The 25,969-nt window shown below is 69.8% G+C and carries 23 protein-coding genes; 10 read left to right on the forward strand and 13 right to left on the reverse strand.

Going from position 1 to position 25,969, the window contains the following annotated elements; translation table 11 throughout:
• Positions 1-104: 104 nt before the first annotated feature.
• The 5 genes from ACQEVY_RS34070 to ACQEVY_RS34090 form a co-directional block, all read right to left on the reverse strand.
• Complete coding sequence (locus ACQEVY_RS34070) at positions 105-1,565, reverse strand: FG-GAP repeat domain-containing protein (RefSeq protein ID WP_432953210.1); 1,461 nt, start codon at positions 1,563-1,565, stop codon at positions 105-107.
• A gap of 132 nt (positions 1,566-1,697) precedes the next feature.
• Entirely contained in the window at positions 1,698-2,591 is an 894-nt protein-coding gene (locus ACQEVY_RS34075) for an LLM class F420-dependent oxidoreductase (RefSeq protein ID WP_432953211.1), read from the reverse strand.
• Between the two features lie 293 nt (positions 2,592-2,884).
• The gene (locus ACQEVY_RS34080) at positions 2,885-3,082 is read right to left on the reverse strand and encodes a YbdD/YjiX family protein (protein WP_432955550.1); all 198 of its coding nucleotides are present in this window, start codon (positions 3,080-3,082) and stop codon (positions 2,885-2,887) included.
• Between the two features lie 11 nt (positions 3,083-3,093).
• Entirely contained in the window at positions 3,094-5,271 is a 2,178-nt protein-coding gene (locus ACQEVY_RS34085) for a carbon starvation CstA family protein (protein WP_432953212.1), read from the reverse strand.
• Positions 5,272-5,411: 140 nt separating this feature from the next.
• On the reverse strand, positions 5,412-5,660 hold the full coding sequence (locus tag ACQEVY_RS34090; protein WP_432953213.1) for a DUF3311 domain-containing protein: 249 nt from the start codon (positions 5,658-5,660) through the stop codon (positions 5,412-5,414).
• A gap of 227 nt (positions 5,661-5,887) precedes the next feature.
• Between ACQEVY_RS34090 and ACQEVY_RS34095 the strand changes: the two genes are divergently transcribed.
• The 4 genes from ACQEVY_RS34095 (at position 5,888) to ACQEVY_RS34110 (ending at position 8,913) form a co-directional block, all read left to right on the forward strand.
• Positions 5,888-7,450 (forward strand): sodium:solute symporter family protein, encoded by a 1,563-nt coding sequence (locus ACQEVY_RS34095; RefSeq protein WP_432953214.1) that lies wholly within the window; start codon positions 5,888-5,890, stop codon positions 7,448-7,450.
• On the forward strand, positions 7,447-8,160 hold the full coding sequence (locus tag ACQEVY_RS34100; RefSeq protein ID WP_432953215.1) for a SigE family RNA polymerase sigma factor: 714 nt from the start codon (positions 7,447-7,449) through the stop codon (positions 8,158-8,160). The genes ACQEVY_RS34095 and ACQEVY_RS34100 overlap by 4 nt, the downstream gene beginning before the upstream one ends.
• A complete protein-coding gene (locus tag ACQEVY_RS34105) occupies positions 8,157-8,447 on the forward strand; it encodes a hypothetical protein (RefSeq protein ID WP_432953216.1) in 291 nt (96 codons plus the stop codon). Before ACQEVY_RS34100 ends, ACQEVY_RS34105 begins: the two co-directional genes overlap by 4 nt.
• Positions 8,448-8,547: 100 nt before the next feature.
• Entirely contained in the window at positions 8,548-8,913 is a 366-nt protein-coding gene (locus ACQEVY_RS34110; protein WP_432953217.1) for a MazG-like family protein, read from the forward strand.
• A gap of 48 nt (positions 8,914-8,961) precedes the next feature.
• Here the strand turns inward: ACQEVY_RS34110 and lpdA are convergent, their stop codons facing one another.
• Together lpdA and ACQEVY_RS34120 are read right to left on the reverse strand one after the other, a co-directional pair.
• A complete protein-coding gene (gene lpdA / locus ACQEVY_RS34115) occupies positions 8,962-10,374 on the reverse strand; it encodes a dihydrolipoyl dehydrogenase (protein ID WP_432953218.1) in 1,413 nt (470 codons plus the stop codon).
• Positions 10,375-10,791: 417 nt separating this feature from the next.
• Positions 10,792-11,571, reverse strand: coding sequence for an SDR family oxidoreductase (locus tag ACQEVY_RS34120; protein ID WP_432955552.1), 780 nt, complete (start codon positions 11,569-11,571; stop codon positions 10,792-10,794).
• A gap of 142 nt (positions 11,572-11,713) precedes the next feature.
• Between ACQEVY_RS34120 and ACQEVY_RS34125 the strand changes: the two genes are divergently transcribed.
• Complete coding sequence (locus ACQEVY_RS34125) at positions 11,714-13,375, forward strand: alkaline phosphatase D family protein (protein WP_432953219.1); 1,662 nt, start codon at positions 11,714-11,716, stop codon at positions 13,373-13,375.
• Positions 13,376-13,642: 267 nt separating this feature from the next.
• On the opposite strand, the gene ACQEVY_RS34130 is transcribed toward ACQEVY_RS34125, so the two are convergent.
• On the reverse strand, positions 13,643-14,644 hold the full coding sequence (locus tag ACQEVY_RS34130; protein WP_432953220.1) for a Gfo/Idh/MocA family protein: 1,002 nt from the start codon (positions 14,642-14,644) through the stop codon (positions 13,643-13,645).
• 89 nt (positions 14,645-14,733) lie between these two features.
• Here ACQEVY_RS34130 and ACQEVY_RS34135 point away from each other — a divergent pair, with 89 nt between their 5' ends.
• Positions 14,734-16,125 (forward strand): Bcr/CflA family multidrug efflux MFS transporter, encoded by a 1,392-nt coding sequence (locus tag ACQEVY_RS34135; protein WP_432953221.1) that lies wholly within the window; start codon positions 14,734-14,736, stop codon positions 16,123-16,125.
• The gene (locus ACQEVY_RS34140; protein WP_432953222.1) at positions 16,077-17,258 is read left to right on the forward strand and encodes a serine hydrolase domain-containing protein; all 1,182 of its coding nucleotides are present in this window, start codon (positions 16,077-16,079) and stop codon (positions 17,256-17,258) included. The genes ACQEVY_RS34135 and ACQEVY_RS34140 overlap by 49 nt, the downstream gene beginning before the upstream one ends.
• Before the next feature lie 181 nt (positions 17,259-17,439).
• Here the strand turns inward: ACQEVY_RS34140 and ACQEVY_RS34145 are convergent, their stop codons facing one another.
• The 5 genes from ACQEVY_RS34145 to ACQEVY_RS34165 all read right to left on the reverse strand — a co-directional run bounded on the left by ACQEVY_RS34145 (position 17,440) and on the right by ACQEVY_RS34165 (position 22,531).
• On the reverse strand, positions 17,440-18,570 hold the full coding sequence (locus tag ACQEVY_RS34145; protein ID WP_432953223.1) for a sensor histidine kinase: 1,131 nt from the start codon (positions 18,568-18,570) through the stop codon (positions 17,440-17,442).
• Between the two features lie 23 nt (positions 18,571-18,593).
• Positions 18,594-19,298, reverse strand: a complete 705-nt coding sequence (locus ACQEVY_RS34150; protein ID WP_432953224.1) for a response regulator — start codon at positions 19,296-19,298, stop codon at positions 18,594-18,596.
• Entirely contained in the window at positions 19,267-19,665 is a 399-nt protein-coding gene (locus ACQEVY_RS34155; RefSeq protein ID WP_432953225.1) for a glycosyltransferase, read from the reverse strand. The genes ACQEVY_RS34150 and ACQEVY_RS34155 overlap by 32 nt, the downstream gene beginning before the upstream one ends.
• Before the next feature lie 175 nt (positions 19,666-19,840).
• Positions 19,841-21,025: an amidohydrolase family protein gene (locus ACQEVY_RS34160; protein ID WP_432953226.1), complete on the reverse strand. Its 1,185-nt coding sequence runs from the start codon at positions 21,023-21,025 to the stop codon at positions 19,841-19,843.
• Positions 21,026-21,931: 906 nt separating this feature from the next.
• Positions 21,932-22,531, reverse strand: a complete 600-nt coding sequence (locus tag ACQEVY_RS34165) for a TetR/AcrR family transcriptional regulator (RefSeq protein WP_432953227.1) — start codon at positions 22,529-22,531, stop codon at positions 21,932-21,934.
• A gap of 144 nt (positions 22,532-22,675) precedes the next feature.
• On the opposite strand from ACQEVY_RS34165, the gene ACQEVY_RS34170 reads away from it, so the two are divergent.
• The 3 genes from ACQEVY_RS34170 (at position 22,676) to argS (ending at position 25,953) form a co-directional block, all read left to right on the forward strand.
• Entirely contained in the window at positions 22,676-23,470 is a 795-nt protein-coding gene (locus ACQEVY_RS34170) for an alpha/beta fold hydrolase (protein ID WP_432953228.1), read from the forward strand.
• A 91-nt stretch (positions 23,471-23,561) separates the two neighbouring features.
• Positions 23,562-23,933 (forward strand): antibiotic biosynthesis monooxygenase family protein, encoded by a 372-nt coding sequence (locus tag ACQEVY_RS34175; RefSeq protein ID WP_432953229.1) that lies wholly within the window; start codon positions 23,562-23,564, stop codon positions 23,931-23,933.
• Between the two features lie 358 nt (positions 23,934-24,291).
• The gene (gene argS / locus ACQEVY_RS34180) at positions 24,292-25,953 is read left to right on the forward strand and encodes an arginine--tRNA ligase (protein WP_432953230.1); all 1,662 of its coding nucleotides are present in this window, start codon (positions 24,292-24,294) and stop codon (positions 25,951-25,953) included.
• Positions 25,954-25,969: the final 16 nt, after the last annotated feature.

Below are 25,969 nucleotides of genomic sequence, written 5' to 3' on the forward strand. Positions count from 1 at the left end.
TTGTGGCTGGTCGCGCAGTTCCCCGCGCCCCTGAAGGGGCGCCATACCGCAGCGCACTTCAACAAGGCCCCCCTCGGGATCCCGCCCCGCCCGGCAATCAGTGCTCAAGAGCCGGGCGGGGCGAAGCTCGTCGTCGTGAATGACACCTTGTCTTGGGTGGTCGTGCCGTCTGTGATCCACCAGTGGGTGGGGTGCTGGCCGTAGATTCCGAATAGGGAGTCTGCGGCCCAGTTGAGGATTAGTTCGTCCTTGCCGTCGGTGTCGAAGTCGGCGGCTCCTGCTGGGCGGGCGTGGCGCCATTTCGGTGGGATCTTTTTGCCGTCGGCCTTGGCTGGGCCTTCGCGTAGGACCGGGGTGCGTTTGTTGCCGTCTATGAGTGTGGCGTTTTCGTATGTGGCGACGAGGATGCCGTCGCGGCCGTCGCCGTCTGGGTCGGCGGCTGCGAAGTCGCCTGGGCCGTAGTCGGTTTCTGCGTTCTCGGGTGGCTCGGGCAGGCGGTGGGTGATCGGTGTGGCGCCGGTGCCGGGGTAGACGGTGAGTGAGCCGTCGACCTCGGGGGCCTCCGATTCGTAGCCCGGTTCGTTGTTGCGGCCGCCGTCGTCTCCGATGGTTACGTCGCGTTGGCCGTCGCCGTCGAAGTCGCCCCAGGCGTGGGCGTTTCCGCGGCGGAGTTGCCTGACGTTCGGGGACGGGCCCTCGCCTTGGCGGGCGGAGTAGAGGGTGTTGGCGGACTGTTCGCCGTCGTTCGTGCCCTGGAGGAGTAGAGACGTCGCGCGGGTCTTGCCCGTCGGGTCGATGTCGTCCGCGATGAGCTTGCCGTCCGACCAGGGGAGGGTGGTGTCGGTGCGCGCGGGTGCACCCGCGCGCGTGAACGGGCCGTACAGCACCACCAGCGACGACTCGTTCTGTGCGAGTGCCGCGAGGTCGTGGTGTCCGTCGCCGTCGAAGTCGCCGCGCTCCACGAGGCCTACGCCCAGATTGGCCACGTTCTGCGGCAGCCGTACCTCGGTTGTCTCGGCGCCTGTTCGCGGTCCTGAAGGGCTGCCCCACGCCACGTACGGGACCATGCGCTGGTCCCAGATCTGGCCCTCCTTCGCCTCCTCCCTCGCGATGCTCGTGACGAAGTCCGGGAACCCGTCGCCGTCCAGATCGGCGGTGACGAAGGACTGCCCGTAAACACTGTCGGGACCGGCCTGCCCCGGCGGCAGACCGGGCAGGCCCAGGTCGCCGCGGCCGTAGACCGTGCGGGTCGCCGGATCGAGGCCCTTGGCAGATCCGTAGACCACACCGATCCGTTCTTCGCGGCCGGGGGTTTCCGGCTCGCTGCCGACCCCGACGGGAACCAGGAGATCGCGATGACCGTCGCCGTTGATGTCGTCGGGGTCTTTCGACCCCTTCCCCGGCGTCGGTGGCCGGCTCTCGGCGGGCGCGCTGGGGACCGGGGCGGCCGATGCCCCACCGTCCGAGGGGGACGGTTCGCGGCTCGTTCCGTCGCTGCCGCATCCGGTGAGCGGGGCGAGTACGACGCACGTGGCGGCGGCCGACAAGGCGATACGCGACTTCATGCGCCTCACCGTCACATCCCGTGCCGAGCCTGCTCCAGCGAATGCGACGACCGTTGCCCAGTCGTCGCTCAGCCGTTCTGGGAACGGGACCACGGGACCACGCCCGACAGTCGGCTCGTAACCCCGTCGCCGTCAGGTCAACAGCTCGGCCAGGCGGCGCCATTCGGGGCGTGGGAGGGCAAAGCCGTCCTGGTCGGTGACGACTTGGAAGGCCACATGGTCGGCGCCCGCGGTGTAAAAGGCGTCGATCCGCTCGCGGATGCGGTCGTCGTCGCCCCAGGCGAAGAGCGCGTCGATCAGTCGGTCACTGCCGCCGTTCGCGAAGTCGTCCTCGGTGAAGCCGAAGCGCAGGAAGCTGTTGGTGTAGTTCGGCAGGGTGAGATACATGGCGAGAGCGCCGCGGGCGAGCGAGCGTGCGCGGTCCGGGTCCGTCTCCAGGACGACCTTCAACTCCGGTGCGAGCAGCGGCACTTCGCCGAGGATCTCGCGGGCGTCCGCGGTGTGCTCGGGAGTGACCAGGTACGGGTGCGAGCCGGCGGCGCGATCGCCGGACAGCTTCAGCATCTTGGGGCCGAGGGCGGCCAGGACCCGGCGCTCGGCGGGCAGTCCGGCGGCGTCCAAGGCGTCCAGATAGCCGACCATGGACGCATACGGGCGCCGGTACTGGTCCGCCAGCTTGGCGTGACTCACCCCGAGTCCGAGCAGAAACCGGCCTGGGTGCGTCGCGTCCAGCTCGGCGAAACGCGCGGCCGTGTCGGCAGCCTCGTACTGCCAGATGCTCTGGATGCCGGTCGCCACGGTCAGCCGTGAGGTCGCCTCGATGAGCGGCACGGCGTGCTGTACCGCGCTGTTGCCGCCCAACCAGGCGGCGCCGAAGCCGAGTTGTTCGAGCTCGGCGGCGGACTCGGCAATCTCGCTCCGCTGTGCCGGATCCTCCGAACGCAGCCCGGGACTCCAAATGCCGTACCGCCCGACCGCCTCCTTGGGTGAACTGCTGCGAACCCCAGTCGTGGCGCTGTCCGTCATCGGCTCCGACTCCTTCCGAGTGCTGTGCACTGTCGTACGTCTCGTACGAACCTGTCGCAGCAGCCCCAACGGGCAGCCCCTGCTGGATATTCCGTTGACCGGAAGCCGGGCGCTCCGCTTGAAGGGGCGGTTCGTATCTGCGGGTACGTCGTGGCTTGTCGCGCAGTTCCCCGCGCCCCTGAGAGGCCTGCGGCCTCCCTAGGGGCGCGGGGCTGTATCAATTTGCGGCTCCGCCGCGTGGGCGCGACCAGCCCCCACCGGCCCGCGGATGAATCACTGCACCACCAGCGGAGCTAACAGCAGCGGCTCTGCGGGTGGTTCTCCCGGTGGTGTGTCCGCAGGACCTCGTACTCGCGGCGGCTCGGCAGCGGAGCGTCCGGGTGTCGGCGGCGGTGGTGGGCGCAGTAGCGGTCGTACTCCGCCTCGCCTGTCAGCTCGCGCAGGTACCAGCGGACCCAGCGCACGCCCTTGGTCCAGTGCCGGGCGTTCATGGACGGCAGGCTCATGTACGGGCTCCCACCAGCGGTTCGTCCGCCTGCTCGGGGACGTCGATGCGGGACTCGACGTACGGAGCCTCCGTCGTCGGTAGCGAACCGGGCGAGCGGATGGCCCGTACGCAGACCACCGCCGCGTTGACGATCACCACGGCGACCAGGAGCAGGAACAGGGCGATCAGGACGCCGTCGACCGTGGAGTTGGTGACCACGGTGTGCATGTCGTCGAGGGTCTTGGCGGGCGCGATGATCTCGCCGGCGTCGATGCCGTCGGCGTACCGGTCGCGCTGGGCGAAGAAGCCGATGCGCGGGTCGTCGGAGAAGATCTTCTGCCAGCCGGCGACGAAGGTGACCGCGACCACCCAGGCCAGCGGAACCGCGGTGACCCAGGCCCAGCGCAGCCGCCCGGACTTGATCAGCACGGTGGTGCAGACGGTGAGGGCGATGGCGGCGAGCAGCTGGTTGGCGATGCCGAAGAGCGGGAAGAGCTGGTTGATTCCGCCGAGGGGGTCGGTGGCGCCGGTGTAGAGGAAGTAGCCCCAGGCGGCCACGACGAGTCCGCTGCACAGCCAGATCCCGGGCTTCCAGGTGACCCGGCCGATCGGCTTCCAGACGTTGCCGAGCATGTCCTGGAGCATGAAGCGCCCGACCCGGGTGCCCGCGTCGACCGTCGTCAGGATGAACAGCGCCTCGAACATGATCGCGAAGTGGTACCAGAAGGCCTTCATACTCGCCCCGCCGAACACCCCGGAGAAGATCTCCGACATACCGACCGCGAGGGTCGGCGCACCACCGGTACGGGCGATGAGCGTCTGCTCCTCCACGGCCTTCGCCGCCTGGGTCAACTGGTCGGGGGTGATGCTGAAGCCGAGGCCCGCCACCGCCTGCGAGGCGGACTCGGCGGTCGTGCCGAGGAGCCCGGCGGGTGCGTTCATCGCGTAGTACAGGCCGGGTTCGAGGGTGGCCGCGGCGATCAGCGCCATGATCGCGACGAACGACTCCATCAGCATGGCGCCGTAGCCGATCATCCGGACCTGCGACTCCTTCTGGATCAGCTTCGGAGTCGTACCGGAGGCGACCAGCGCATGGAAGCCGGACAGCGCGCCGCAGGCGATGGTGATGAACAGGAACGGGAAGAGGGAGCCCGCGAAGACCGGGCCCGCGCCCGAGGAGGCGAAGTCGCTGACCGCCTCCGCACGCATGACGGGCGCGGCCACGACGACTCCGACCGCGAGCAGCGCGATGGTGCCGATCTTCATGAAGGTGGAGAGGTAGTCGCGCGGCGCGAGCAGCATCCATACGGGGAGTACGGAGGCGACGAAGCCATATCCGACCAGGCAGAACACCAGGGTCGTCGGGCTCAGCGTGAAGGTGTCGGCCAGCGAGGAGTCCTGGATCCAGCTGCCGCCGATGATCGCGAGCAGCAGCAGCGCCACACCGATCAGGCTGGTCTCGACGACCCGGCCCGGCCGGATCCGGTGCAGCCAGAAGCCCATGAACAAGGCGATGGGGATGGTCATCGCGACGGAGAAGGTGCCCCAGGGGGAGTGGGCGAGGGCGTTGACGACGACCAGGGCCAGCACACCGAGCAGGATGATCATGATCGCGAACACCGCGATCAAGGCCGCCGCCCCGCCCGCCCGGCCGATCTCGTCACGGGCCATCTGCCCGAGCGACTTCCCGTCCCGCCGCATCGACAGGAACAGCACCACCATGTCCTGCACCGCCCCGGCGAAGATCACGCCGGCCACGATCCAGATCGTGCCGGGCAGATAGCCCATCTGCGCCGCGAGTACGGGCCCGACCAGTGGTCCGGCGCCGGCGATGGCCGCGAAGTGGTGGCCGAGCAGCACCCGGCGGTCGGTGGGCTGGAAGTCGACGCCGTCCTCGAGGCGTTCGGCGGGAGTGGCCCGCTTGTCGTCCGGCTTCAGTACGCGCCGGGCGACGAAGCGGCTGTAGAAGCGGTACGCGATGGCGTACGAGCCGAGGGCGGCCAGCACCAGCCAGACCGCGGAGATCTCCTCGCCCCGGGAGAGCGCGAGGACACCCCAGCAGACGGCGCCGACCAGGGCGACGGCGGTCCACAGGAGGATGGAGCGGGGGGTCATACGAGGCCGGGCGGATCCGGAGGGGGGCGGGCTTTCCGGTGCCGGGGGAGCGGATTCGGGCATGGCTGACGTAGGCATGGCGGCTCCTGGCTTTGGTGCTGGGTGATGTGTGCGGCGCTACTCAGTGGTGGTGTGCGGCGCTACTGGAAGGTGGCGTGCGGTGCTGAGTGGGCGGTGGTGCCGGGCGGTACTCGGTGGGGAAGTGGCGGGAAGGTGGCTCAGGGATCGGGCCGGTCGTGCTGGTCGTCGCGGTCGTGCCTGATCAGCGCGTACGCGGCGAGCAGGCACAGTCCGCACCCCGGCACCCAGGCGAGCTGGTACCAGTAGAAGAACGGCGTCCCGGCGATCCGCGGTTCGGCACCGGCGTACCAGGGAACCCACAGCAGTCCGGCGGCGGGCGCGAGAAGCAGTACGGCGATCGCGAAGCGCCGTAGCCGTTGATGGCCAGTGCTGCCGGTCGATGCCATGACCTGCGCTCCTCTCCCCTTGCCTCTCCCGATCGCGGTCGGTCTGTGCAAGAGTTGCCCACCCGCCGGAAGTGGTTGACAGGGAATTTCCAGAAGATTTCCCGCCGGTTTTCCGAAACCCGTGTCAACCGGACCGCACGCCCGCGCAACTCTCCGGCAAGGGCTCGGGCCATGGCCTGTCCGGCGGACAGGCCATGGGACCTCAGGCACACCAAGGACGGTGACCCATGGCGGACAGCGCCATGACCGCGACGTTTCTCGCCGTGACCGGCGGGGCGTCGCTGCTCGCCGTCACCGCGCGCCGGCTGCGTCCGAGCGATCGCCTGCCGTCCCTGGAGGGCTGGGCGCTGGCCGACCGGAGCCTGGGCCCCGTCTGGACGTGGATGCTGCTCGGCGGCACGATCTTCACCGCGTACACCTTCACCGCCGTACCGGGACTGGCGTACGGGAACGGGGCGCCCGCCTTCTTCGCCGTGCCGTACACGGTGATCGTCTGCCCGCTCGCCTTCGTCCTGCTGACCCGGCTGTGGGCGGTGGCCCGCCGGCACGGCTACATCACCGTCGGCGACTTCGTGCGCGGGCGGTACGGTTCGGCGCCGCTCGCCCTGGTGGTGGCGCTGACCGGGATTCTCGCGACGATGCCCTACCTCGCGCTGCAACTGCTGGGCATCCGCGCCGTGCTCACCGCCGGAGGCGTATACCCGCGGGGCGCGAGCGGCGACCTGGTGCTGATCGCGCTGTTCGCGGGGCTCGCGGTGGCGACGTACCGGCATGGGCTTCGGGCGCCCACCGTCATCTCGGCGTTCAAGGCGGTGGCCGTCTTCGTGTCGCTCACCGCCGTGTGCTGGCTGGTCCTCGCCCGGCTCGGCGGACCCGGCGCGGTCTTCGACGGCGCAGCACAACGGCTCGGGGGCACCGGCGTCGCGGACTCCGCCCTGCTGCTTTCCCCCGAGCAACAGCCCGCCTACGCCACCCTCGCCCTCGGCTCAGCGCTCGCCCTGCTCATGTACCCGCACGTGCTCACCGCCTCCTTCGCCGCCGACAGCCCGCGCACCCTGCGCAAGGTCTCCGTCGCGCTGCCCGCCTGGACGGGACTCCTCGCCCTCTTCGGCCTCCTCGGCATCGCGGCACTCGCGGCAGGGGTACGGGCACCCGAGGGCGGCGCCGAGACCGCCGTACCGATGCTGGTCGACCGGCTGATGCCGGGCCCGCTCGCCGGACTCGTCTTCGGGGCGATCACCGTGGGCGCGCTGGTCCCTGCGGCCGTGATGTCGATCGCGGCCGCCACCTGCTTCGTACGCAATGTGTACGTCGAGTACGTCCACCCCACCGCCACGCCCAAACGACAGGTGCGCATTGCCAAGGCGGTCTCGCTCACCGCGAAGGTCGGCGCGGTCGCGTTCGTGTTCGGGCTGCGCGACCAGGACGCCATCAACCTCCAACTCCTCGGCGGCGTATGGATCCTTCAGATCTTCCCGGCCGTCGCCATAGGGCTCTTCACGGGCCGGCTGCATCCGCGGGCGCTGCTCGCCGGGTGGGCCGTGGGCATGGTGGCCGGCACGTTCCTGGTGGTCCGCGAGGGGTTCTCGTCCATCGTTCCGTTCGGCGGCGGCGACCAGCCGCTGGAGATCTACGCCGGGCTCGTCGCCCTGCTGCTCAACCTCACCGTCGCGGTGGCCGCCACCGCGGCCCTCGAACGCTTCGGCGTCCCGCGCGGCGCCGACCTCACCGACCTACCGTCCCGCCTGACCGTCAGGCGGCGCCCCGAGACGGGAGCGAGCAACCCGTGAGACGCAGACAGCACACGCGACTGCCGGCGCCGCAGGCCGCTCCGGCCGCCGTCACCGATCCCCGCATCCCACGGCCGGCAGACACGGACCACTTCCCGCGGCCGGCCGACACCGATCGCATCCCGCGACCCGCCGCCACCGGCGCGACGGCGACGTCCCCGCCGGCCGGAGCCCCGACCGGAGACGAGGTGCTGTCCCCGCCCGTGAGCGATCCGGCCGACATCGAGCGGGAGGCCGCCCTGGCCCGCCTCTTCGAGCTGCACTACGCCTCGATGTTGCGCCTTGCCGTCCTCCTCGGCGCCGACGACCCGGAGAACGTGGTGGCCGAGGCGTACTACCAGATCTACCGCAAGTGGCGCCGTCTCAGAGACGCCGAGGCGGCGGAGGCGTATCTGCGCTCCACGGTCTGCAATCTGACCCGTATGCGCATCCGCCATCTCCAGGTCGCCCGCAAGCACGTCCAGCAGCCGCCGAGCGAGGTCGTCGCCTCCGCCGAGAGCACGGCGCTGCTCCGCGACGACCAGCGCGTACTGATCGACGCCCTGCAGCAACTGCCCGCCCGGCAACGGGAAGCGCTGGTGCTCCGGCACTGGCTCGGTCTGAAGGAGAGTGAGATAGCCGCCGCGATGGGAATCTCCGCCGGATCGGTGAAGACGCACACGTCGCGCGGTATCGCCGCCCTGACTCAGGCGATGGAGGCCCGGCGATGAACGAAGTGGACCGTAACGAAGTGGATCGTACGGAGCAGGCCCTCCGCGAAGCGCTCGGAACGCTCGCCGGCGGGGTCCAAGCCGCCCCCGACGCCTACCGCACGGCCCGCGGCGACTGGCTCCGCCGCGAACGCCGCCGCCGCGTGGTCCTGGCCGTCCTGATCGCGGTGGTCTTCACCCTCGCCACCCTGATCGGCCTCTGGGTACTGAACCAGGCGCCGTCGGATCCGAGCGTGATCTTTTCCTACGGGGTGAGTGCGCCTCCGGCGGGGGCGGGTTGGAGGTGACGGTGGCCGGGGCGGCGTACTGATGGCTCGGCCCCCCGGCCGTCGGCCTTGTCCGCAAGCCGGCCATCGCCACGCGGACGCGCATGGCACCCTGACCGCCATGAGCGATCACGACGCGACGGCGACACCAGCCACGTACGACGACATGTGGGACACGGTGGGCCGCCTCCAGGAGTGGCTCGTACGGGCGCAACCCGAGCGTCCCCCTCAAGAGGCCCTGCTCCTGCGGATGTTGAAGCTCTCCGAGGAGGTCGGTGAGGTTGCCGAGGCGGTCATCGGTGCCACCGGGCAGAACCCGCGGAAGGGTACGAGCCACACCTGGGACGACGTGCAGTCGGAGCTGTGCGACGTGATCATCACGGCGGCCGTCGCGCTGCGCACGCTGACACCCGACGCTCGTGAGGTGTTCACGAGCCACTTGGAGCAGGTGCGGAAGCGGTCGCTCGGCCCGGGTCAGCTCTCCTGAACGTCGGTCAGTTCCCCTGACGTCGGTCAGTTCCCCTGGCGTCCGCCCTCAGAAATTGATCATGTGGCCTGCGAGTCCGTGGACCGCCTCCTTGACCGCCTCGCCGAGCGTCGGGTGGGCGTGGACATTGCGGGCCACCTCATGGACCGTCAGGTCCCACTGCTGGGCGAGGGTCAGTTCGGGGAGGAGTTCGGTGACGTCGGGGCCGATGAGGTGGCCGCCGAGGAGTTCGCCGTACTTCCCGTCGCTGATCAGCTTCACGAAACCGGTGGCGTCGCCCAGGCCGTGCGACTTGCCGTTCGCCGTGAACGGGAACTTGGCCACCTGGACGTCGTAACCCTGCTCGCGGGCCTGCGCCTCGGTGTAGCCGAAGCTGGCGATCTGGGGCTGGCAGTAGGTGGCGCGCGGGATCATCACGTACTCCAGTTCCATGGTCTCCGCGCCGGCGATGGTCTCGGCGGCGACGATGCCCATCGCCTCCGCGGCGTGCGCGAGCATCAGCTTGGCGGTGACGTCGCCGATGGCGTAGATGTGCGGGACGGAGGTGCGGCAGCGGCCGTCGACATCGATGGCGCCGCGGTCCGTGACCCGTACGCCCGTCTTGTCCAGGCCGTAGCCCTCGATGTTCGGGGCGAAGCCGATCGCCTGGAGCACCTTGTCGGCCTCCAGCACCTGCTGGGAGCCGTCCTTCGCCGTCACCGTGACGCGGACCCGGGGGCCGGACTCGTCGATCGCGTCGACGCGGGTGGAGGTGAGCACGTCGATGCCCAACTTGCGGTACTGCTTGGCGAGTTCGGCGGAGACCTCGGTGTCCTCCAGCGGCGTCATACGGTCCAGGAACTCGACGATCGTGACCTTCACGCCGTAGTTGTTCAGGATGTACGCGAACTCGACCCCGATGGCTCCCGCGCCCGCGATCACAATCGAGTCCGGCAGGTCCTCGGCGAGGATCTGCTCCTCGAACGTCACCACGCGCGACGTACGGCGGGTGCCGGGCAGCAGCTTGGGGGTGGCGCCGGTGGCGATGATGCAGTGGTCGAAGGAGATGGTGCGGGTGTTGCCGTCGTAGTCGGCCAGCTGGAGGGTGTGCGCGTCGAGGAAGGTGCCGCGGCCGCTGAGCTCCGTGATCTTGTTCTTCTTCATCAGGTAGTGGACGCCCTTGACCCGGCCGTCCGCGACCTTGCGGCTGCGCCGGTAGGCCTCGCCGTAGTCGAAGGAGACCTGCCCGTCGACCTTGATGCCGAAGGTCTTCGCCTCGCGCGTGAAGATGTGCGCGAGTTCGGCGTTGCGCAGCAGGGCCTTGCTGGGGATGCAGCCCACGTTCAGGCAGACGCCGCCCCAGTACTTCTCCTCGATCACCGCGACGCGCTTGCCCAGCTGGGCGGCGCGGATGGCGGCGACGTAGCCGCCGGGTCCCGCACCGAGTACGACGACATCGAAGCGCTCGCCCTGCTCGTCCATGGGGTGTCCTTTCCAATGAGGAATGGCGACCCGGCACCTCGCCGCGACCGCCCTCGTCCTCAAAACAGCATGCGCCATCGGGGGTGACAGGCGGGTGACCCGGTCACCCGTGTGGCGCAATGGCGCTGGACACAGCCCTGGCCCGCTGACTCGTCTGGTCACGCGGGCGGCATCGGCGTTCGTATACGGGGCAGCCGTTCCGTGGCCCGGGTCTTCCCGCGGTCCCGCGCGGGAGCCCACCCCCATCCGTGCGGCCCGGAACGGCTGCCCACCCCCCATCCCCCTTGAAAGTGGATCAGGAAGTTTCGTGCTCCAAATGTGAAGCTCTGGTGGAGGAGTGTCGAGCATAAGCCTGCCACCGGCCTGAATGCCCCGGATGTTTCCATTCCGATTGTGCAGATTCCGCTTACGGCGACTTCAGCCCCGACCGATGAACGGCATCGTCGTCGCCAGCACCGTCGCGAACTGCACGTTCGCCTCCAGCGGCAACTCCGCCATGTGCCGCACCGTCCGGGCCACGTCCGCGACATCCATCACGGGCTCCGGAACCACTTCGCCGTTCGCCTGGAGTACTCCCGTCCGCATGCGCTCGGTCATGTCGGTCGCCGCGTTGCCGATGTCGATCTGACCGCAGGCGATCCGGTACGGACGGCCGTCCAGGGACAGTGACTTGGTGAGCCCGGTCAGCGCGTGCTTGGTCGCGGTGTATGCCGCCGAGTGCGGCCGGGGCGTATGCGCGGAGATCGAACCGTTGTTGATGATCCGGCCGCCCTGCGGGTCCTGCTCCTTCATCTGCCGGTACGCAGCCTGCGCGCACAGGAACGCGCCGTCGAGGTTGGTGGCAACCACGTGGCGCCAGGCGTCGTAGGGCAGTTCCTCGAACGGGACGCCGCCAGGGCCGAACGTACCCGCGTTGTTGAAGAGCAGATCGAGCCGCCCGAACCGCCTGCGCACGGCGGCGAAGAGTCCGGCCACGTCGTCGGGTTGTGAGACATCGGCGCGTACGCAGAGGGAGGCGCCCTCTGCCAGGGCGTCCGCCCGGACGATCGCCAGGTCCGCCGTCTCCTCCAGCGCGTGTGCGCGGCGGCCCGCGAGCACCACGGACCAGCCGCTGCCCATGAGTTCGACGGCCACGGCGCGGCCGATGCCGGACCCCGCCCCGGTGATCACCGCGATCTTCGTTTCCTTGCCGTCCATGTCGTCCATGGGCCCGCAGCGTACGGGAGGGCACGCCATCCGGAACTCATCCTTCGGCCATCCGTCTGTTGTGTACGCGACAGGCTGCCGTTGACCCTGACCACTCCAATGCGTTGTACAACAACCGTCAGGGGAGGGCCAGATGACACCCGCAGCCCGTCAACTACCGCCGCAGGAAAGCGTTTCACGGCACGCCCCCGAGCTTCGCGCCGCCGCCCGTCACCTCGGCCGGCGTCGCTTCCTCACCGTCACCGGCGCCGCCGCCGCGCTCGCCTTCGCCACCAACCTGCCGACCGCGGGCGTGGCCGGAGCCGCCGAACTCGACGCGGCGAAGATCACCGACGACCCCTTCACGCTGGGCGTCGGCTCCGGCGATCCGCAGCCCGGCTCCGTACTGCTGTGGACCCGCCTCGCACCGGCCCCGTTCGAAGCCGGCTCCGGACTGCCCCCGCAGCGCGTCTCCGTGCAGTGGGAGTTGGCCCACGACGCGAAGTTCCGCCGGATCGCCAGACGCGGGACGACCGCCGCGCACCCCGAGTTCCACCACTCCGTGCATGTCGAGGTGACCGGCCTCGACCCGGACCGCACCTTCTACTACCGCTTCCGTACGGGCCGTTGGGTCAGCGAGACCGGCCGTACGCGCACCGCGCCCGCGTCCGGCGCCCGCGTAGCCGAACTGACGCTGGCGGCCGTGTCCTGCCAGGCGTACCACGACGGCTACTTCACCGCGTACCAGCACCTCGCCGAGGACGACGTCGACATCGTTTTCCACGTCGGTGACTACCTCTACGAGTACGCCGTCAACTCCGTCGGCGGCGCCCGCAATTACACCGACCGCACGCTGCCCGACATCTTCAACCGCGAGACCATCACGCTGGAGGACTACCGGCTGCGGTACTCCCTCTACAAGTCCGACCCGGATCTGCGCGCCGCGCACGCCGCGCACCCCTTCGTGGTCACCTGGGACGACCACGAGACCGAGAACAACTACGCGGACGACAACCCCGAGAACGATGTCCCGCCGGAGGAGTTCCTGTTGCGCCGCGCCGCCGCGTACCGCGCGTACTGGGAGAACCAGCCGCTGCGCCGTCCGCAGCAGCCGCAGGGTCCCGATATGCGGCTCTACCGGCGGCTGCGTTGGGGCCGGCTCGCGCAGTTCGACATCCTCGACACCCGGCAGTACCGCACCAACCAGGCCAACGGTGACGGCTGGAAGACGCCCACGCCCGAGTCCGAGGCCGAGTCGCAGACACTGCCCGGCCTTGAGCAGGAGCGCTGGCTGACCGACGGCTGGAAGCAGTCGAACGCGCTGTGGAACGTCCTTCCGCAGCAGGTCGTCTTCGCCCGCCGCAACCATGCCACTGCCGGCAACACCACGCGCAGCATGGACGCCTGGGACGGTTACCCGGCGTCCCGCGAGCGGCTCCTCAAGGGGGCCGAGGCGGCCGGTGTGGAGAACCTGATGGTTCTCACCGGTGACGTTCATGTGTCGTACGGCTTCGACATCAAGCGGGACTTCGACAACCAGGGTTCCCGCACGGTGGGGACGGAGATCGTCACTACGTCGATCTCCAGCGGGCAGAACGGGGCTGCTCAGCCGCCGAACTGGGCGGGGTACTTGGCCGCCAACCCGCACATGAAGCACTACAACGGGCAGCGGGGGTATGTGACCGTTGCGCTTGGTCGGGGCGCGGCGAACGTGGACTTCAAGACTGTGTCCGCCGTTACGACGCCGGGGGCGCCGATCACGACCGCCGCGTCGTTTGTCACCGAGGTGGGGGATCAAGGGCTGAAGCCCGCGTAGGCGCTCCGCTGGGTTAGGCGGGGAACTGCGGTGCATGGTCGACTGCGGGCTCGTCGTGGTTGATCGCGCAGTTCCCCGCGCCCCTAAAGGGGCGCTTGCCTGGGCGTCCGCTGTTCAGGCTGAACCCGCCTGAAAGGGGCGCTCCCTCAGCTGGCCTCTCCCGGACAGGTCACGCCTCCCCCGGACAGGTCACGCCTCCCCGGGAAAGGTCACGCCTCCCCGGGAAGGCCACGCCTCCCCGGGAAAGGCCACGCCTCCCCGGAAAGGTCACGCCTCTCCCGGATAAGTGACGCCGACGTGCTTTCGTACTGCGTCGAGTGTTCGCATCACGGCCAGCGTGCCGTCCAGTGGGACCAACGGAGACTCTGTCTCGCCCGCGCGCAGGCAGCGCATGACCTCTATGGCCTCGTGTTTGAGGCTGGCCTTTGTTGCGTCGGCCGCGGTGAATTCCTGTGGGTCGCGGCCGTCGCGGTGCAGGACGAAGCGGTCTGCGTGGAAGAAGCCGTACGGGATGTCGATGCGGCCCTGTGATCCGGTGACCGAGGCGGAGGTGGAGGTGCCGCCGACTAGAGAGCAGTGCAATGAAGCGAGAGCGCCGCTCTCCCAGGAGAGCAGCATTCCCGTCTGGAGATCGACGCTCTCGTCGGAGAGCACTGCTCTCGCTACGACCTCCGAGGGCTCCCCGAGCAGCAGGTGTGCGAACGAGACCGGATAGACGCCCAGATCGAGCAGCGCGCCACCACCCTGTGCCGGGTCGCGCAGTCGGTGTGTGGGCGGGAAGGGGCCGGACAGGCCGAAGTCGGCCTGTACCGTGCGGACTTCACCGATGGCGCCGTCGTCGACGAGTTCCTTGAGGCGCCGGATCAGTGGATTGCAGTACATCCACATGGCCTCCATCAGGAAGCTGCCGCGCTCCTTCGCGAGGGCGACCAGCTCCTCGGCCTCACGCGCGTTGAGCGTGAACGCCTTCTCGCACAGCACATTGCGCCCCGCCTCCAGGCATAGCCCGGCCGCGGCACGGTGCGCCGAGTGCGGAGTGGCGACGTACACCACATCCACGTCTTCGTCCTGCGCGAGGGCGCCCCAGTCGCCGTACGCCCTGGGTATCCCGAACCGGTCCGCGAACGCCTTCGCCGACTCCTCGGTCCGCGACGCCACCGCCACGACCTCCGCGTCCGGCAGATCCACCAGGTCCGCCGTGAACGCAGCCGCGATCCCGCCGGTCGCCAGTACGCCCCAGCGCACGCGTTCCGCCGCCACTTCCGCCATCCCCGACCCCTCGCTCCACGGATCTGTGATTCGCCACCCTGTACGAGCTGAGAGCATAGGTCCAACGTTCAACCGGCAGGGAGGGGCATATGCCCGAGCAGGGCGGTACGAGGCGGGACGAGGATGGGCAGGACGGGCAGGGGGGCGTAAAGGGCCACATGCCAGGCGCGGCGATTGCTTCGGCTACGGAAGCGGCCGCCGCGGACGCGATCCCTGCGCCCCGGGCGAGTGTGGAACCGGGCGTACGGTCGCCGGGCACCCGCCGCTCCGTAGGCCTGCTCGTCACGCTCATCCTCGGTGGCCTCACCGCCGTACCGCCGCTGTCCATGGACATGTACCTCCCGGCGCTCCCGGAGGTCACCGACGCGCTCCACGCGCCCGCGGCCACCGTGCAGTTGACGCTCACCGCGTGCCTCGCGGGGATGGCGCTCGGGCAGCTGGTCGTCGGGCCGATGAGCGACAAGTGGGGGCGCAGGCGGCCGTTGATGGTGGGGCTGCTGATCTACATCGTCGCCACCGCCGTCTGCGCGTTCGCGCCCACCATCGAACTCCTCGTCGCCTTCCGGCTGCTCCAGGGGCTCGCGGGCGCGGCCGGGATCGTGATCGCGCGGGCCGTCGTACGCGACCTGTACGACGGCGTGGACATGGCGCGGTTCTTCTCCACGCTCATGCTGATCTCCGGAGTCGCGCCGATCATCGCGCCGCTCATCGGCGGCCAGGTGCTGCGGATCACCGACTGGCGGGGCGTCTTCTACATCCTGGCAGCCGTCGGCGTCGTACTGACCGTCGTCGTCTGGCGTTTCCTGCCCGAGACGCTCGCGCCCGAACAACGCCACACCGGCGGCGTTGCGGAAGCCCTGCGCACCATGCGCGGACTGCTCGCCGACCGCGTCTTCACCGGCTACATGCTCACCGGCGGCTTCGCCTTCGCCGCGCTCTTCGCGTACGTCTCGGCCTCGCCGTTCGTGATCCAGGAGATCTACGGCGCCTCCCCGCAGACGTTCAGCATCCTCTTCGGCGTCAACTCGGTCGGCCTCGTGCTGTTCGGCCAGATCAACGGCAAGATCCTCGTCGGCCGGGTCAGCCTCGACAAGGTGCTCGCGGTCGGCCTCGCGATCATCACCGCCGCGTCGGCCGCGCTGCTGCTGATGGCGGCGGGAGTCTTCGGCGAGGTGGGCCTCGTACCGATCTCCGTCGGCCTGTTCGTGCTGATGTCCGCGATGAGCCTGTGCCTGCCCAACACCAACGCACTCGCCCTGATGCGCACCCCACACGCTGCGGGCTCCGCGTCCGCGCTGCTCGGCACCTCCTCCTTCCTCGTCGGCGCGATCGCCACACCCCTGGTGGGCATCGCCGGCGAACACACGGCCGTCCCGATGGCCGTCGTCCAACTGGCCTGCGCACTGGTGGCCGTGGGCTGCTTCATGGGACTGTGCCGTCCCTGGCAGCGACGCGCGGAGCTGAAAGGAGAGGACAGCTGAGCGCACCGAGACTGCGCCCCGGCACACCGGAACGTGCCGGGCTCGATCCTGATGAACTGGCTCAACTCGTACGGGAGGTCCGCGAACTCACCACCGGGGACCCGCCCTGGGCCGCCGGCGCCGTGGTGATCGCCGGCCGCGGCCCCGTGATCGCCGTCGAGGAGGCCGCCGGCTGGGCGGTACGGTACGCCGCCTACGACGAGACCACCGGCCGCGGCCTCGAGCTGCCGCGCAGCGCATGGGTTCCGGCGAGCGTGCACACGCCCTTCGACCTCGCTTCCCTCACCAAACTCTTCACGAGCGTCGCCGCCGTCCAGCAACTGGAACGCGGCACGCTCGGCATCGACGCGCGCGTGGCGGCGTACCTCCCGGACTTCACGGCCGCGGCCGAACACGGCATCACCGTACGGCAGTTACTCACCCACACCTCCGGGCTGCGCCCCGAACTCCCGCTGTACGACTGCCGCAGCAACGCGGCACGGCTCGACCTGCTGCGGGCGGAGGCGCCGGTGTCGGAGCCGGGCGAGGAGCAGACGTACTCCGACCTCAACATGCTCCTCCTCCAGCACGTCCTGGAACGGATCACCGGCCGCCCGCTCGACGTCCTCGTACGGGAGGGGATCACCCGGCCGCTCGGCATGACGGCGACCCGTTTCGGGCCGTGCCCGGCTGCGGCGGCCACCGAGGACCAGCGAAGACCCTGGGCCAAGGCGGACCGCGGCATGCTGCGCGGCGTGGTCCACGACGAGAACGCCTGGGCCGTCGGCGGCGTCGCCGGCCACGCCGGCCTCTTCTCAACCGCCCGCGACCTGGCGGTCTTCTGCCGCACGCTACTCGTGGGCGGCTCGTACGGCACTGCCCGCGTCCTCGGCCCCGACTACGTCGAGCTGCTCTTCACCCCACCGGGCCTCGGCTTCGCACTCGACCAGCCTTGGTTCATGGGGGAGTTGGCGGGGCGGGGGGCGGCCGGGCATACAGGCTTCACAGGTACGTCACTGGTGCTGGACCCGGCAACGGACACCTTCCTGGTCCTGCTGACGAACGCGGTGCATCCACGACGGCGCCCCGCCCCGGACAACGGCCCGCGAGCCGCGGCGGGAACGCGGCTGGCGGGGGCGGTGCGGGGGATGTGAGCGGTGCTCTTCGGAGCGAGCATTGCGCCTGCTGATGGGCCGGAGGGACGGCCGTACGCTGCTATCGCCCCAGTATCTGGTCGAGTGCCGCGCGCCATGCGGCCTCGTCCGGCGGCGGGGCCACGTACCCGTGTGCGGCCATGTGGGCAAGGAAGCCTCCGGGGCCGATGGGCCGACGGAGTCAGCGGGAGACCGGAGGCATGCCGCCTCCTGGGGCGGGTTCCTGCGGTAGGCGCAAGGTGAACGTTGCTCCCTTGCCCAGCCCGGCGGATTCCGCGGTGATGTCTCCGCCGTGGGCTCGGGCGATGCCCCGGGCGATGGCCAGGCCGATGCCGCTGCCGCCGGCGGCAGCGGGGCGGCCGGGATGCTCAAGGCGTTCGAAGCGGTGGAAGATGCGCTCGAGGTCGTGGTCGGCGATGCCGACGCCGTCGTCCATGACACGGACGATCACGTGGTGGCCGGGAGACGGTTCAGTGTGCACGGACAGTGCTACATGCCCGTGCGGATCGGATGCGGCCAGTGCGTTGCCGAGCAGGTTCACCAGGACCTGGGTGATCCGGTCCGGATCGCAGAAGGCGCTGACAGGGGTGCCCGCGTCCACGACGAGAGTCACCGTCTGGTCGTCGTACTGGGGGCGCAGTCGCTCGGCTGTCGTCCGTGCCACCGTGGCCATGTCGGTGGGCCGGCGGTGGAGATCGAAGGCGCCCTCCTCCGACCGGGACAGGCTGGAGAGGTCGCCTGCCAACCGCTGCAGCCGGTGAAGGTCGTCGGCGAGGGAGGCGAACATCGCCTCATCGGGGGTGAAGATGCCGTCGGCCACGCCCTCGATCTGGCCGCGTAGGAGGGTGATGGGGGTCCGCATCTCGTGGGCGACCTCGGAGATCAGCCGGGCGCGGCGGCGTTCGGTGTCGGCGAGGGCTGCCGCCAGCGTGTTGACGTCTTCGACCAGCGCTGCCAGGCCCGGCTCGCTGGGGAGTTCGAGGATGTCGTCGTAGTGGCCCTCGGCGAGCCGGCGCGTGGCGACGCGCACCCTGTCGAGCGGACGCAGCAGAAACCGGGACAGGGCGAGGGACGCCGGGAAGGCCGCGGCCACGCCGAACAGGAGGCCGATCTGCAGGACCACGTCGCCTTCGATGTCGTCAAACCCGAGCCACACCTCGATCAGCGCGCTGATTGCCGCCATAGCCGCCAGTGCCATGAGAAGCACCATGACGTGCGAGAGCACCAGCCGGTTGCGGAGCGACAGCCGCTCCTGGAGTCGGCGCAGCCGCGCACGGCACCTGTGGTAGGCCGGGAAGCGGGAGGGCGGCATGGGTGGGTGTCCTTCCTGACCCGTTATGCGGGGCGCCCGATGAACCGGTAGCCGATGGTGCGGACGGTGCCCACGAACCGGGGTGCGCTCGCGTCGTCGCCCAGTGCGCGCCGCAGGGTACGGATGTGTACGTCCACGACGCGCTCGTCGCCGAAGAAGTCCTCGCCCCACACCTGCGTCAGGAGTCCGCGCCGGGTGAAGACCCGTCCCGGGACCCGGGCCATCGCGAACAACAGATCGAAGTCGAGGGCGGACAGTTCCACCGTCCGGTCGGCGTCGGCGAGGACGGTCCGTGTCCCGGGATCGATACGAAGGCCATCGAAGCGCAGCACCCCGTCCTCGTGGGCCGCCTCAGGCCGGTTGTCGGCGCGCCGTAGGATCGCGCGTACGCGCAGTGCCAGTTCGCGGGGGCTGAACGGCTTGGTGACGTAGTCGTCGCTGCCGGTGGTGAAGCCGATCAGCCGGTCGACCTCCTCGTCCCGGGCGGTGAGCAGGATCACCGGGATCCGGCTCGCTTCCCGGATGCGGCGCAGGACCTGGAATCCGTCGAGCCCGGGGAGCATCACGTCGAGCACCACGAGGTCCGGCCGGTCACGGGTGACCGCCTGGAGGGCGGACGGTCCGTCCGCGGCTTCGAGGACGTGGAACCCGTCCGCCTCCAGATAGCCGCGCACGGTCATGCGGATCTTGGGTTCGTCATCGACGACCAGAACGCGCTGCGTACTCATCGTGCTCGCTTTCCATCGCCGACGTGGGGATCGGGAGGGCCGTCGTAGCCGCGGTGTGACCGGCGGCATGGAGGTAGAGGGCCTCGAATGCGGCCAGCGTACGGGGGACGTCGGTCGGCGACGATCTCCCGGCCGGCCTCGCCCATCCGGCGCCGGGCCGCTTGGCCGCCGGGTCGTCGAGCAGTTCCATGAGGCGGGTGTCGACGGCGCGCACGTCACCGGGCGGGAAGAAGTAGCCGTCGCGGCCGAGGTGGACCAGGCGCGGCAGCGCCATCGAGTCGGCCTCGACGACGGGCTTGCCCGCGGCCACGGCCTCCATGGTGACCAGGCCCTGCAGCTCCGCGCGGCAGGAGAGACGACCCGCCACGTACGAAGCGCACCTGCGCAAACCGGCTTCCCCATCCTGCGGGCCGCGTTGCCCGGCGCCGACGCTGATTTCCGTCGACGGCCTCCCCTGCTGGCCGGCGCTGACCTTTGCACAGAGCGCCACCCGCGCCCCGTCGGCGGGGCATCGGGCGGCGGGCTTGTCGCGCGGTCGCGGCTCAGCGCGAGCTGGAGCGGCGTATACGCGCCCGCAGCTTAGGGAACTGCTCGAGGGCGTTGGTCCGCTCGAGAGCGATCCGCTGGCGCCGGCTGAAGACCTCATCGACGGTCGGTTCGGGGTCGCCTGCCTTGAGAAGCGGCAGGCTGCCCTTGAGGAAGGGCATCGTCTCGACGTTGTCGGCCGCGTAGAGGTGGCGGGTCGCCGGCCAGTCGCTGCCGAACATGATGTGGTCGGGGGGCACCAGCGACGACAGCGGCTGCAACTGTGCGGCGGTGAACGCCTGTGCGTCGTCGAAGTACATCCGCGAGAGGTACGTGAGGGGGCCTTCCGGCAGCACCTCGTTGAACGGTGGGAAGGCGGAGTGCCGGGTCGCGAGCCGGTAGGCCAGGAACGGCAGTGCCCCGCCGCAGTGCGTGAAGTGCCAGCGGATGTTCGGGTAGTCCCGCAGGACACCGTTGTAGATCAGACTCGTCATGGCGCGGGTCGCGTCGAAGGTGTACTCGAAGACGTTGTTCCCGGCCGGGATGTCGGGCCCGAAGCAGAGCTTGGGAGCCGGGTTGTTCTCCGGACCCGTCGGGTGGACGTAGACGTAGGCACCGCGGTCATTGAGGATCTCGTACAGAGGCGCGAAGGAAGGGTCGCCCAGGTAGGTGCCCTTGTAGTTGGTGAGAAGGCAGATGCCGTCGAGATCCAGTTCGCCGAGCGCGCGGTCCACCTCGGCCACCGAGCCCTCGATGTCGGGCATCGGGGTGACCGCGAAGATCCCGAACCGGTCACCACGGGTCTGCACCAGGTCGCGGGCGTAGTCGTTGACCGCGCGGGCGGTGGCGCGCCGGTCGTCGACCGGGCCGACGGTGACCTGGAGGTCGCCGAACGACAGGACGCTGGCCTGGATTCGGTACTGGTCCATGAAGGCCAGGTGCCGATCGACCGACCACGGACCGTACGCCCCGGTAATGGCGCCGAGCAGGCCATAGCGCTTCAGGTAGTCGTTGTACACGTCGGGGGCGTAGTGCGCGTGGGTATCGATACGCCAGTTGCCCTTCGGCAGGCCTTGACCGGACGGCGCCGCCTCCGGACTGGCCATGGCAGCCGGCACCGTGGCCGCCGCCGCCGTGACAAGCGCCGCGGCCGATGCCCCTTCGATCATCCTTCGACGCGAGATGTTCCGTCGCAGGTTCATTTCCAGTGCCCCTCTTCGTTCTGTGTGGGAGTCAGGTCGTATGTGTGTGCGCCACGGCGTCGTCGCCAGGCCGGGCAGGGTCTGCGCAGGACGGTGGATGGGGCCGGTGCCGTGCCAAACGGGGCGGGCCGGTGTCCTGGTTGGGCTGGGCGGCGACCGCCCCCGCCCTCGCCGTAATGGAGACCGCTGTCTCCACGGGCGTGCGTGCGCGCGGTCCACGCCGATCGGGGAGTGCCAGCGGGTAAGTCACTCCTCGGCCGGGCCGGTCGCCGCCAGCAGGCCCATGCGGTGCGCATGCGTGGGAACTCCATGGCGCCGACGTAGCCGCGCCGGCCGGCAGTCGGCTGTGAAGCGGACCCGCGAGCAACGCCGCCGACCCCGCCGCCGCAGACTCCACACAGGCCGTGAACAGGCCGGCGTTTCCTTCATGCAGCGCGTACTCGCCGACCGCCGGCCCAACGGGGTCCACGTGTCTGGCCGGCTCCAGACGAAGGAACGCGCCGACCACGACGGAACCGGACAGCGCGGTGGGAACCGCCGTAGTCAGGTGCCGCACAGCAGGGTGGTCAACGCTGTCCACCGGCGGGACGAGGAGTGCGTGCATGACCGCCAGACAACAGCCGCCTCATAAGGCACGTACCACTCAGCGCATGAAGCTTCCATGAAGCCGATCGCCGGATCGGCGCCCCTTTCCTGGCCTCGCTCAGGTCGGTGATCGACCGCACCGGCACGGTCGGCCGACCGTGCCTTTTGATCGCGGTCCACAGCGATCCACGGTTCACCGGTGCGGATCTGGCCCGGCGTATGTCCCGGACTCGGCGGGGGCGATGACGGGTTGACACGACTCCGGTTTCGCTGCCTGAACGCGGTTGTTCCGGTTGGCCTTCGTCAAGAGCTCGGCTAGTGCTACCGGGAGTCCTGGGGTGCGTCGGCATGTTGCAACGTGGTGAGCCACTGGGCCACGACAGTGTCGATGAAGGTGTCGGTGACCTGGCCGCGGTCGAGGAAGAGCCGGGCGAGGACGGGCCCGTACAGCAGGGTGAACTCGTCTTCGCTGATCTGGATGCCCGAAGGTTCCAGCAGTCTGTTGAAGCCGGTGTAGCGGTCCTCGCCGATGCGGACGAGTGCCTGGGCGCTGTCGGGGTCGTGGTCGGCCTGGGCGGTGACGGCCAGGGCCGCGGTTCGCACGGCCGGCACGCTGACGCCGGCGCGCAGGCTCTTCAGCCAGGCGGTGGCCACGTCACGCACGTCGCTGCCCGGTTCGGGGTAGGTGCCGAGGTCGGGGCCTTCGAGGATGAGGTCGAAGAGCAGTGCGGCTCGGGTGGGCCAGTGCCGGTAGAGGGTCTGGCGGGTGACGTCTGCCCGCTCGGCCAGCAGGGCATAGGTCAGGCCGGCCGGTCCGACCTGGGGCAGCAGTTCTCGCGCGACGGCCAGTACGCGGTTGCGGGTGCGCTGCACGCGCGGGTTGCCCGGGGTTGGCTGGCGGCGATGGAGGGGCTGCTTCATGCCGCCAGCCTAACGGCACATCATACGGCGCGTGTGATTGACGTCACAGGCCCGAATCATACGTGACGTGTGATAAACCTGAGGAAGTAATCACACGCACTGGATGATTCTTGCGTGTCGACGCATTCGAAAGGCAGACCGGCCATGTCACCTCGCAGCCTCACCGCACCCACCTTCGCCCGCACGCGTCTCGGCTCCGGCCCTGGCCTGCTCCTCGCCCACGGCGCCGGCAGCAGCCTGGCCGGCACCTACGGCCCCGTCCTGGAAGCCCTCGCCGCCCGCCACACCGTCGTCGGCATCGACTACCCCGGCAGCGGCGACACCCCCCGCTCCACCACCCCGCTGTCCGTCGACGACCTCGCCGACCAGCTCGTCGCCGCCGCCGACGCAGAGGGCCTCGATCGCTTCGCCGTCTCCGGCTACTCCCTCGGCGGCCCGGTCGCCATCCGCGCCGCCGCCCGCCACCCCGAGCGCGTCACCGCACTCGTGCTGACCGCCGCCTTCCCGCACCGCGACAACCGGCTCGCTCTCGCCTCCTCGATCCAGAGCAAGATCGCCGCGTCCGGCGACCGCGAGCTGCTCGCCGAATTCCTCCTCATGATGGCCCTCGGCACCCAGGCACTGGAGTCGATGCCGGCCGAGCAACTGCAGCAGACCCTCGGCTACACCGCCGCTAGTGCGGCCGACGGCAGCCCCGAGCAGACCGACCTCGTCGGCCAGGTCGACGTCCGGGACGACCTCACCGGCATCACGGTCCCCACCCTGGTCGTCTCGACCACCGACGACCGCCTCGTCTCCACCGCCCTGCACCGCCACCTCGCCGAGACCATCCCCGGCGCCCAACTCGCGGAAATCGCCACCGGCCACCTGCCGATGCTGGAGCGGACCGAGGAGTGGCTGCAGCTCATCACCGACTTCCTCGGCAAGCGCAACGCCTGAAAGCGCACCACGGGTGGGGCCACGCAGCGAACGGCGGCGTAGCCCCTTACCCGGACCGCCCACCACTTTCCCTCGAGTTCATGGAGGAATCATGCTCAAGTTCGGCAACCTCGACGAGTCCACCCCCTTCCGCGAGCAGCAGAAGGAGAAGGCCGGCCCGGTCACCATCATCAACACGTTTGTCGCCCCGGAAGGCGAGGAAGACGAGGTGGTGGCCGCCTGGGCGGACGACGCGGAGTACATGAAGAAGTCGGGGAGCCTTCTTTCGGTGCAGCTGTACCGGGGCATCGGCGGCAGCCGGCTTTTCACCAACGTCGCGGTCTGGAAATCCACCGAGCACCTCCGTGCAGCGCTCGGCACGCCGGAGTTCGCTGCGCACCTGGCGGGCTACCCTGCCGGCACCGTCGCCTACCCGCACCTGTATCAGAAGGTCGCTGTCGAGGGCGTCTGCCAAGGGGAATGATGACCGCTCCCCGATTGCGGGCTGCCGTTCGCCACGCACACGACGTGTGGCGACGTGTATTCCCTGGGCCGCAGGTACCGCCAGAGGGCCGGCAAAGCAGCTTCGACTCCCTCAGGGGAAGCGGCAGCATCACCGCAACGTCGTCGGCCCGTCCTCTGCGGCGGCGAACGCCGTCACACCGCCTCGAGGGAGTCTGCCCGGCGAATGGGCGAGGCTGTCATGGTGGAGCGCCACCGCCGACCCGCCGCTGCATCGAGCAGTCCGGGCGAGCGGGATGAGCGACGTGGTTCGAGGGGGCTGGGGCTCCGCCCGAATAATCGGTGTCTCCTGCGGCGTCCGCCCCGGTAGCGTCGCCGCCGTGACTCCAGCAGATCTCGCGGCCGTCATCTCCGACGGCGTACACACGGCCATCCAGTCCGGACGCATCTCAGCAGAGGCGCCCAAGGAGATCCGCGTGGAGCGCCCCCGCCACCGCAGCCACGGCGACTACTCGACCAACGTCGCCATGCAACTCGCCAAGTCCGCGGGTCTGCCAGCCCGTGCCGTCGCCGAAGTGCTGGCCCCATTGGTGAGCGCGGCCGCCGGAGTAGCGAAGGCCGAGGTCGCGGGCCCCGGATTCCTCAACATCACGCTGGAGAGCGCGGCGATCGGCGCCCTCGCGCGCGACATCGTCCTGGCCGGTGACGCCTATGGCCGCACGGACCGGCTCGAAGGCCTTCGGCTCAATGTGGAGTTCGTCTCGGCGAACCCCACCGGGCCGGTGCACATCGGCGGGGCCCGGTGGGCGGTCGTGGGCGATGTGCTCGCCCGGCTGCTCGAGGCAGCGGGCGCACACGTGTCGCGGGAGTACTACTTCAACGATGCCGGCGTGCAGATCGACCGTTTCGCGCGCTCGCTGCTCGCCGCGGCGCAGGGCTCGCCGGTGCCCGAGGACGGCTACAGCGGGGCGTACATCGAGGAGATTGCCGCAGCGGTACTGCGTCGGCGGCCCGCGACCCTGGAACTGCCGGAGTCCGAAGCCCTTGCCGCCTTCCGGACGGAGGGCACGGCGCTGATGTTCGACGAGATCAAGACGTCGCTCGCCGCGTTCGGTACCCGCTTCGACGTCTACTTCAACGAGAAGGACCTGCACGACCAGGGGGACCTGGACGCTGCTGTCGCCCGCCTGCGGGAGGGCGGTCACGTCTTCGAGGACAAGGGCGCGGTCTGGCTGCGCACCACGGACTTCGGTGACGACAAGGACCGGGTTCTGATGAAGAGCGACGGGTCCTGGACGTACTTCACCGCGGACTGCGCGTACTACCTGAACAAGCGGTCCCGGGGCTTCGAGCGGGTCGTCATCATGCTCGGCGCCGACCACGCGGGCTATGTGGGCCGGATGCGGGCCATGGCGGCCTGCTTCGGTGACGACCCCGACACGCACCTGGAGATCCTGATCGGCCAGCTGGTCAACCTGGTCACGGACGGGGAGCCGGTCCGTATGAGCAAGCGGGCGGGTACCGTCCTCACCCTCGACGACCTGGTCGAGGCGGTCGGCGTGGACGCCGCGCGGTATGCGCTCGCGCGGGCCAGCGTGGACGCGATGATCGACCTCGACATCGACCTGCTCACCCGGCAGTCGAACGACAACCCCGTCTACTACGTCCAGTACGCGCACACGCGGCCGTGCGCCGTACAGCGCAGGGCGGAGGAAGCCGGGATCGAGAAGGGCACACCGCAGGACTTCGACCCCTCCCTGCTCACCCACGGGCGGGAGGCCGACCTGCTGGGAATGCTGGCCGAGTTCCCGCAGGTCGTGGCCACCGCCGCCACGCTGCGCGAGCCGCACCGGGTCGCGCACTACCTGGAGCAGCTGGCCGGCACGTACCACCGCTTCTACGACGCCTGCCGGGTCCTGCCGCGGGCCGGCGAGGACCCGGACGACCGCACCCGGGCCCGGCTGTGGCTCACGGACGCCAGCCGGCTGGTGCTACGCAACGGGCTCCAGTTGCTCGGGGTCGCGGCACCGGAACGAATGTGAGCGCCCAACCGCCCTA

This window comes from Streptomyces sp. CA-288835 (genome assembly GCF_050936385.1).
Taxonomy (GTDB): Bacteria; Actinomycetota; Actinomycetes; order Streptomycetales; family Streptomycetaceae; genus Streptomyces.

Bases quoted from the DNA above. Each gene is read 5' to 3' on its own strand.
- ACQEVY_RS34080 (WP_432955550.1), bottom strand. From the start codon at position 3,082: ATGAACGCCCGGCACTGGACCAAGGGCGTGCGCTGGGTCCGCTGGTAC.
- ACQEVY_RS34110 (WP_432953217.1), top strand. From the start codon at position 8,548: ATGAGCGATCACGACGCGACGGCGACACCAGCCACGTACGACGACATG.
- ACQEVY_RS34135 (WP_432953221.1), top strand. From the start codon at position 14,734: ATGCCCGAGCAGGGCGGTACGAGGCGGGACGAGGATGGGCAGGACGGG.
- ACQEVY_RS34175 (WP_432953229.1), top strand. From the start codon at position 23,562: ATGCTCAAGTTCGGCAACCTCGACGAGTCCACCCCCTTCCGCGAGCAG.
- lpdA (WP_432953218.1), bottom strand. From the start codon at position 10,374: ATGGACGAGCAGGGCGAGCGCTTCGATGTCGTCGTACTCGGTGCGGGA.
- ACQEVY_RS34165 (WP_432953227.1), bottom strand. From the start codon at position 22,531: ATGAAGCAGCCCCTCCATCGCCGCCAGCCAACCCCGGGCAACCCGCGC.
- ACQEVY_RS34070 (WP_432953210.1), bottom strand. From the start codon at position 1,565: ATGAAGTCGCGTATCGCCTTGTCGGCCGCCGCCACGTGCGTCGTACTC.
- ACQEVY_RS34150 (WP_432953224.1), bottom strand. From the start codon at position 19,298: ATGAGTACGCAGCGCGTTCTGGTCGTCGATGACGAACCCAAGATCCGC.
- ACQEVY_RS34130 (WP_432953220.1), bottom strand. From the start codon at position 14,644: ATGGCGGAAGTGGCGGCGGAACGCGTGCGCTGGGGCGTACTGGCGACC.
- ACQEVY_RS34125 (WP_432953219.1), top strand. From the start codon at position 11,714: ATGACACCCGCAGCCCGTCAACTACCGCCGCAGGAAAGCGTTTCACGG.
- ACQEVY_RS34105 (WP_432953216.1), top strand. From the start codon at position 8,157: ATGAACGAAGTGGACCGTAACGAAGTGGATCGTACGGAGCAGGCCCTC.
- ACQEVY_RS34160 (WP_432953226.1), bottom strand. From the start codon at position 21,025: ATGAACCTGCGACGGAACATCTCGCGTCGAAGGATGATCGAAGGGGCA.
- ACQEVY_RS34090 (WP_432953213.1), bottom strand. From the start codon at position 5,660: ATGGCATCGACCGGCAGCACTGGCCATCAACGGCTACGGCGCTTCGCG.
- ACQEVY_RS34095 (WP_432953214.1), top strand. From the start codon at position 5,888: ATGGCGGACAGCGCCATGACCGCGACGTTTCTCGCCGTGACCGGCGGG.
- ACQEVY_RS34170 (WP_432953228.1), top strand. From the start codon at position 22,676: ATGTCACCTCGCAGCCTCACCGCACCCACCTTCGCCCGCACGCGTCTC.
- ACQEVY_RS34120 (WP_432955552.1), bottom strand. From the start codon at position 11,571: ATGGACGGCAAGGAAACGAAGATCGCGGTGATCACCGGGGCGGGGTCC.
- ACQEVY_RS34085 (WP_432953212.1), bottom strand. From the start codon at position 5,271: ATGCCTACGTCAGCCATGCCCGAATCCGCTCCCCCGGCACCGGAAAGC.
- ACQEVY_RS34145 (WP_432953223.1), bottom strand. From the start codon at position 18,570: ATGCCGCCCTCCCGCTTCCCGGCCTACCACAGGTGCCGTGCGCGGCTG.
- ACQEVY_RS34075 (WP_432953211.1), bottom strand. From the start codon at position 2,591: ATGACGGACAGCGCCACGACTGGGGTTCGCAGCAGTTCACCCAAGGAG.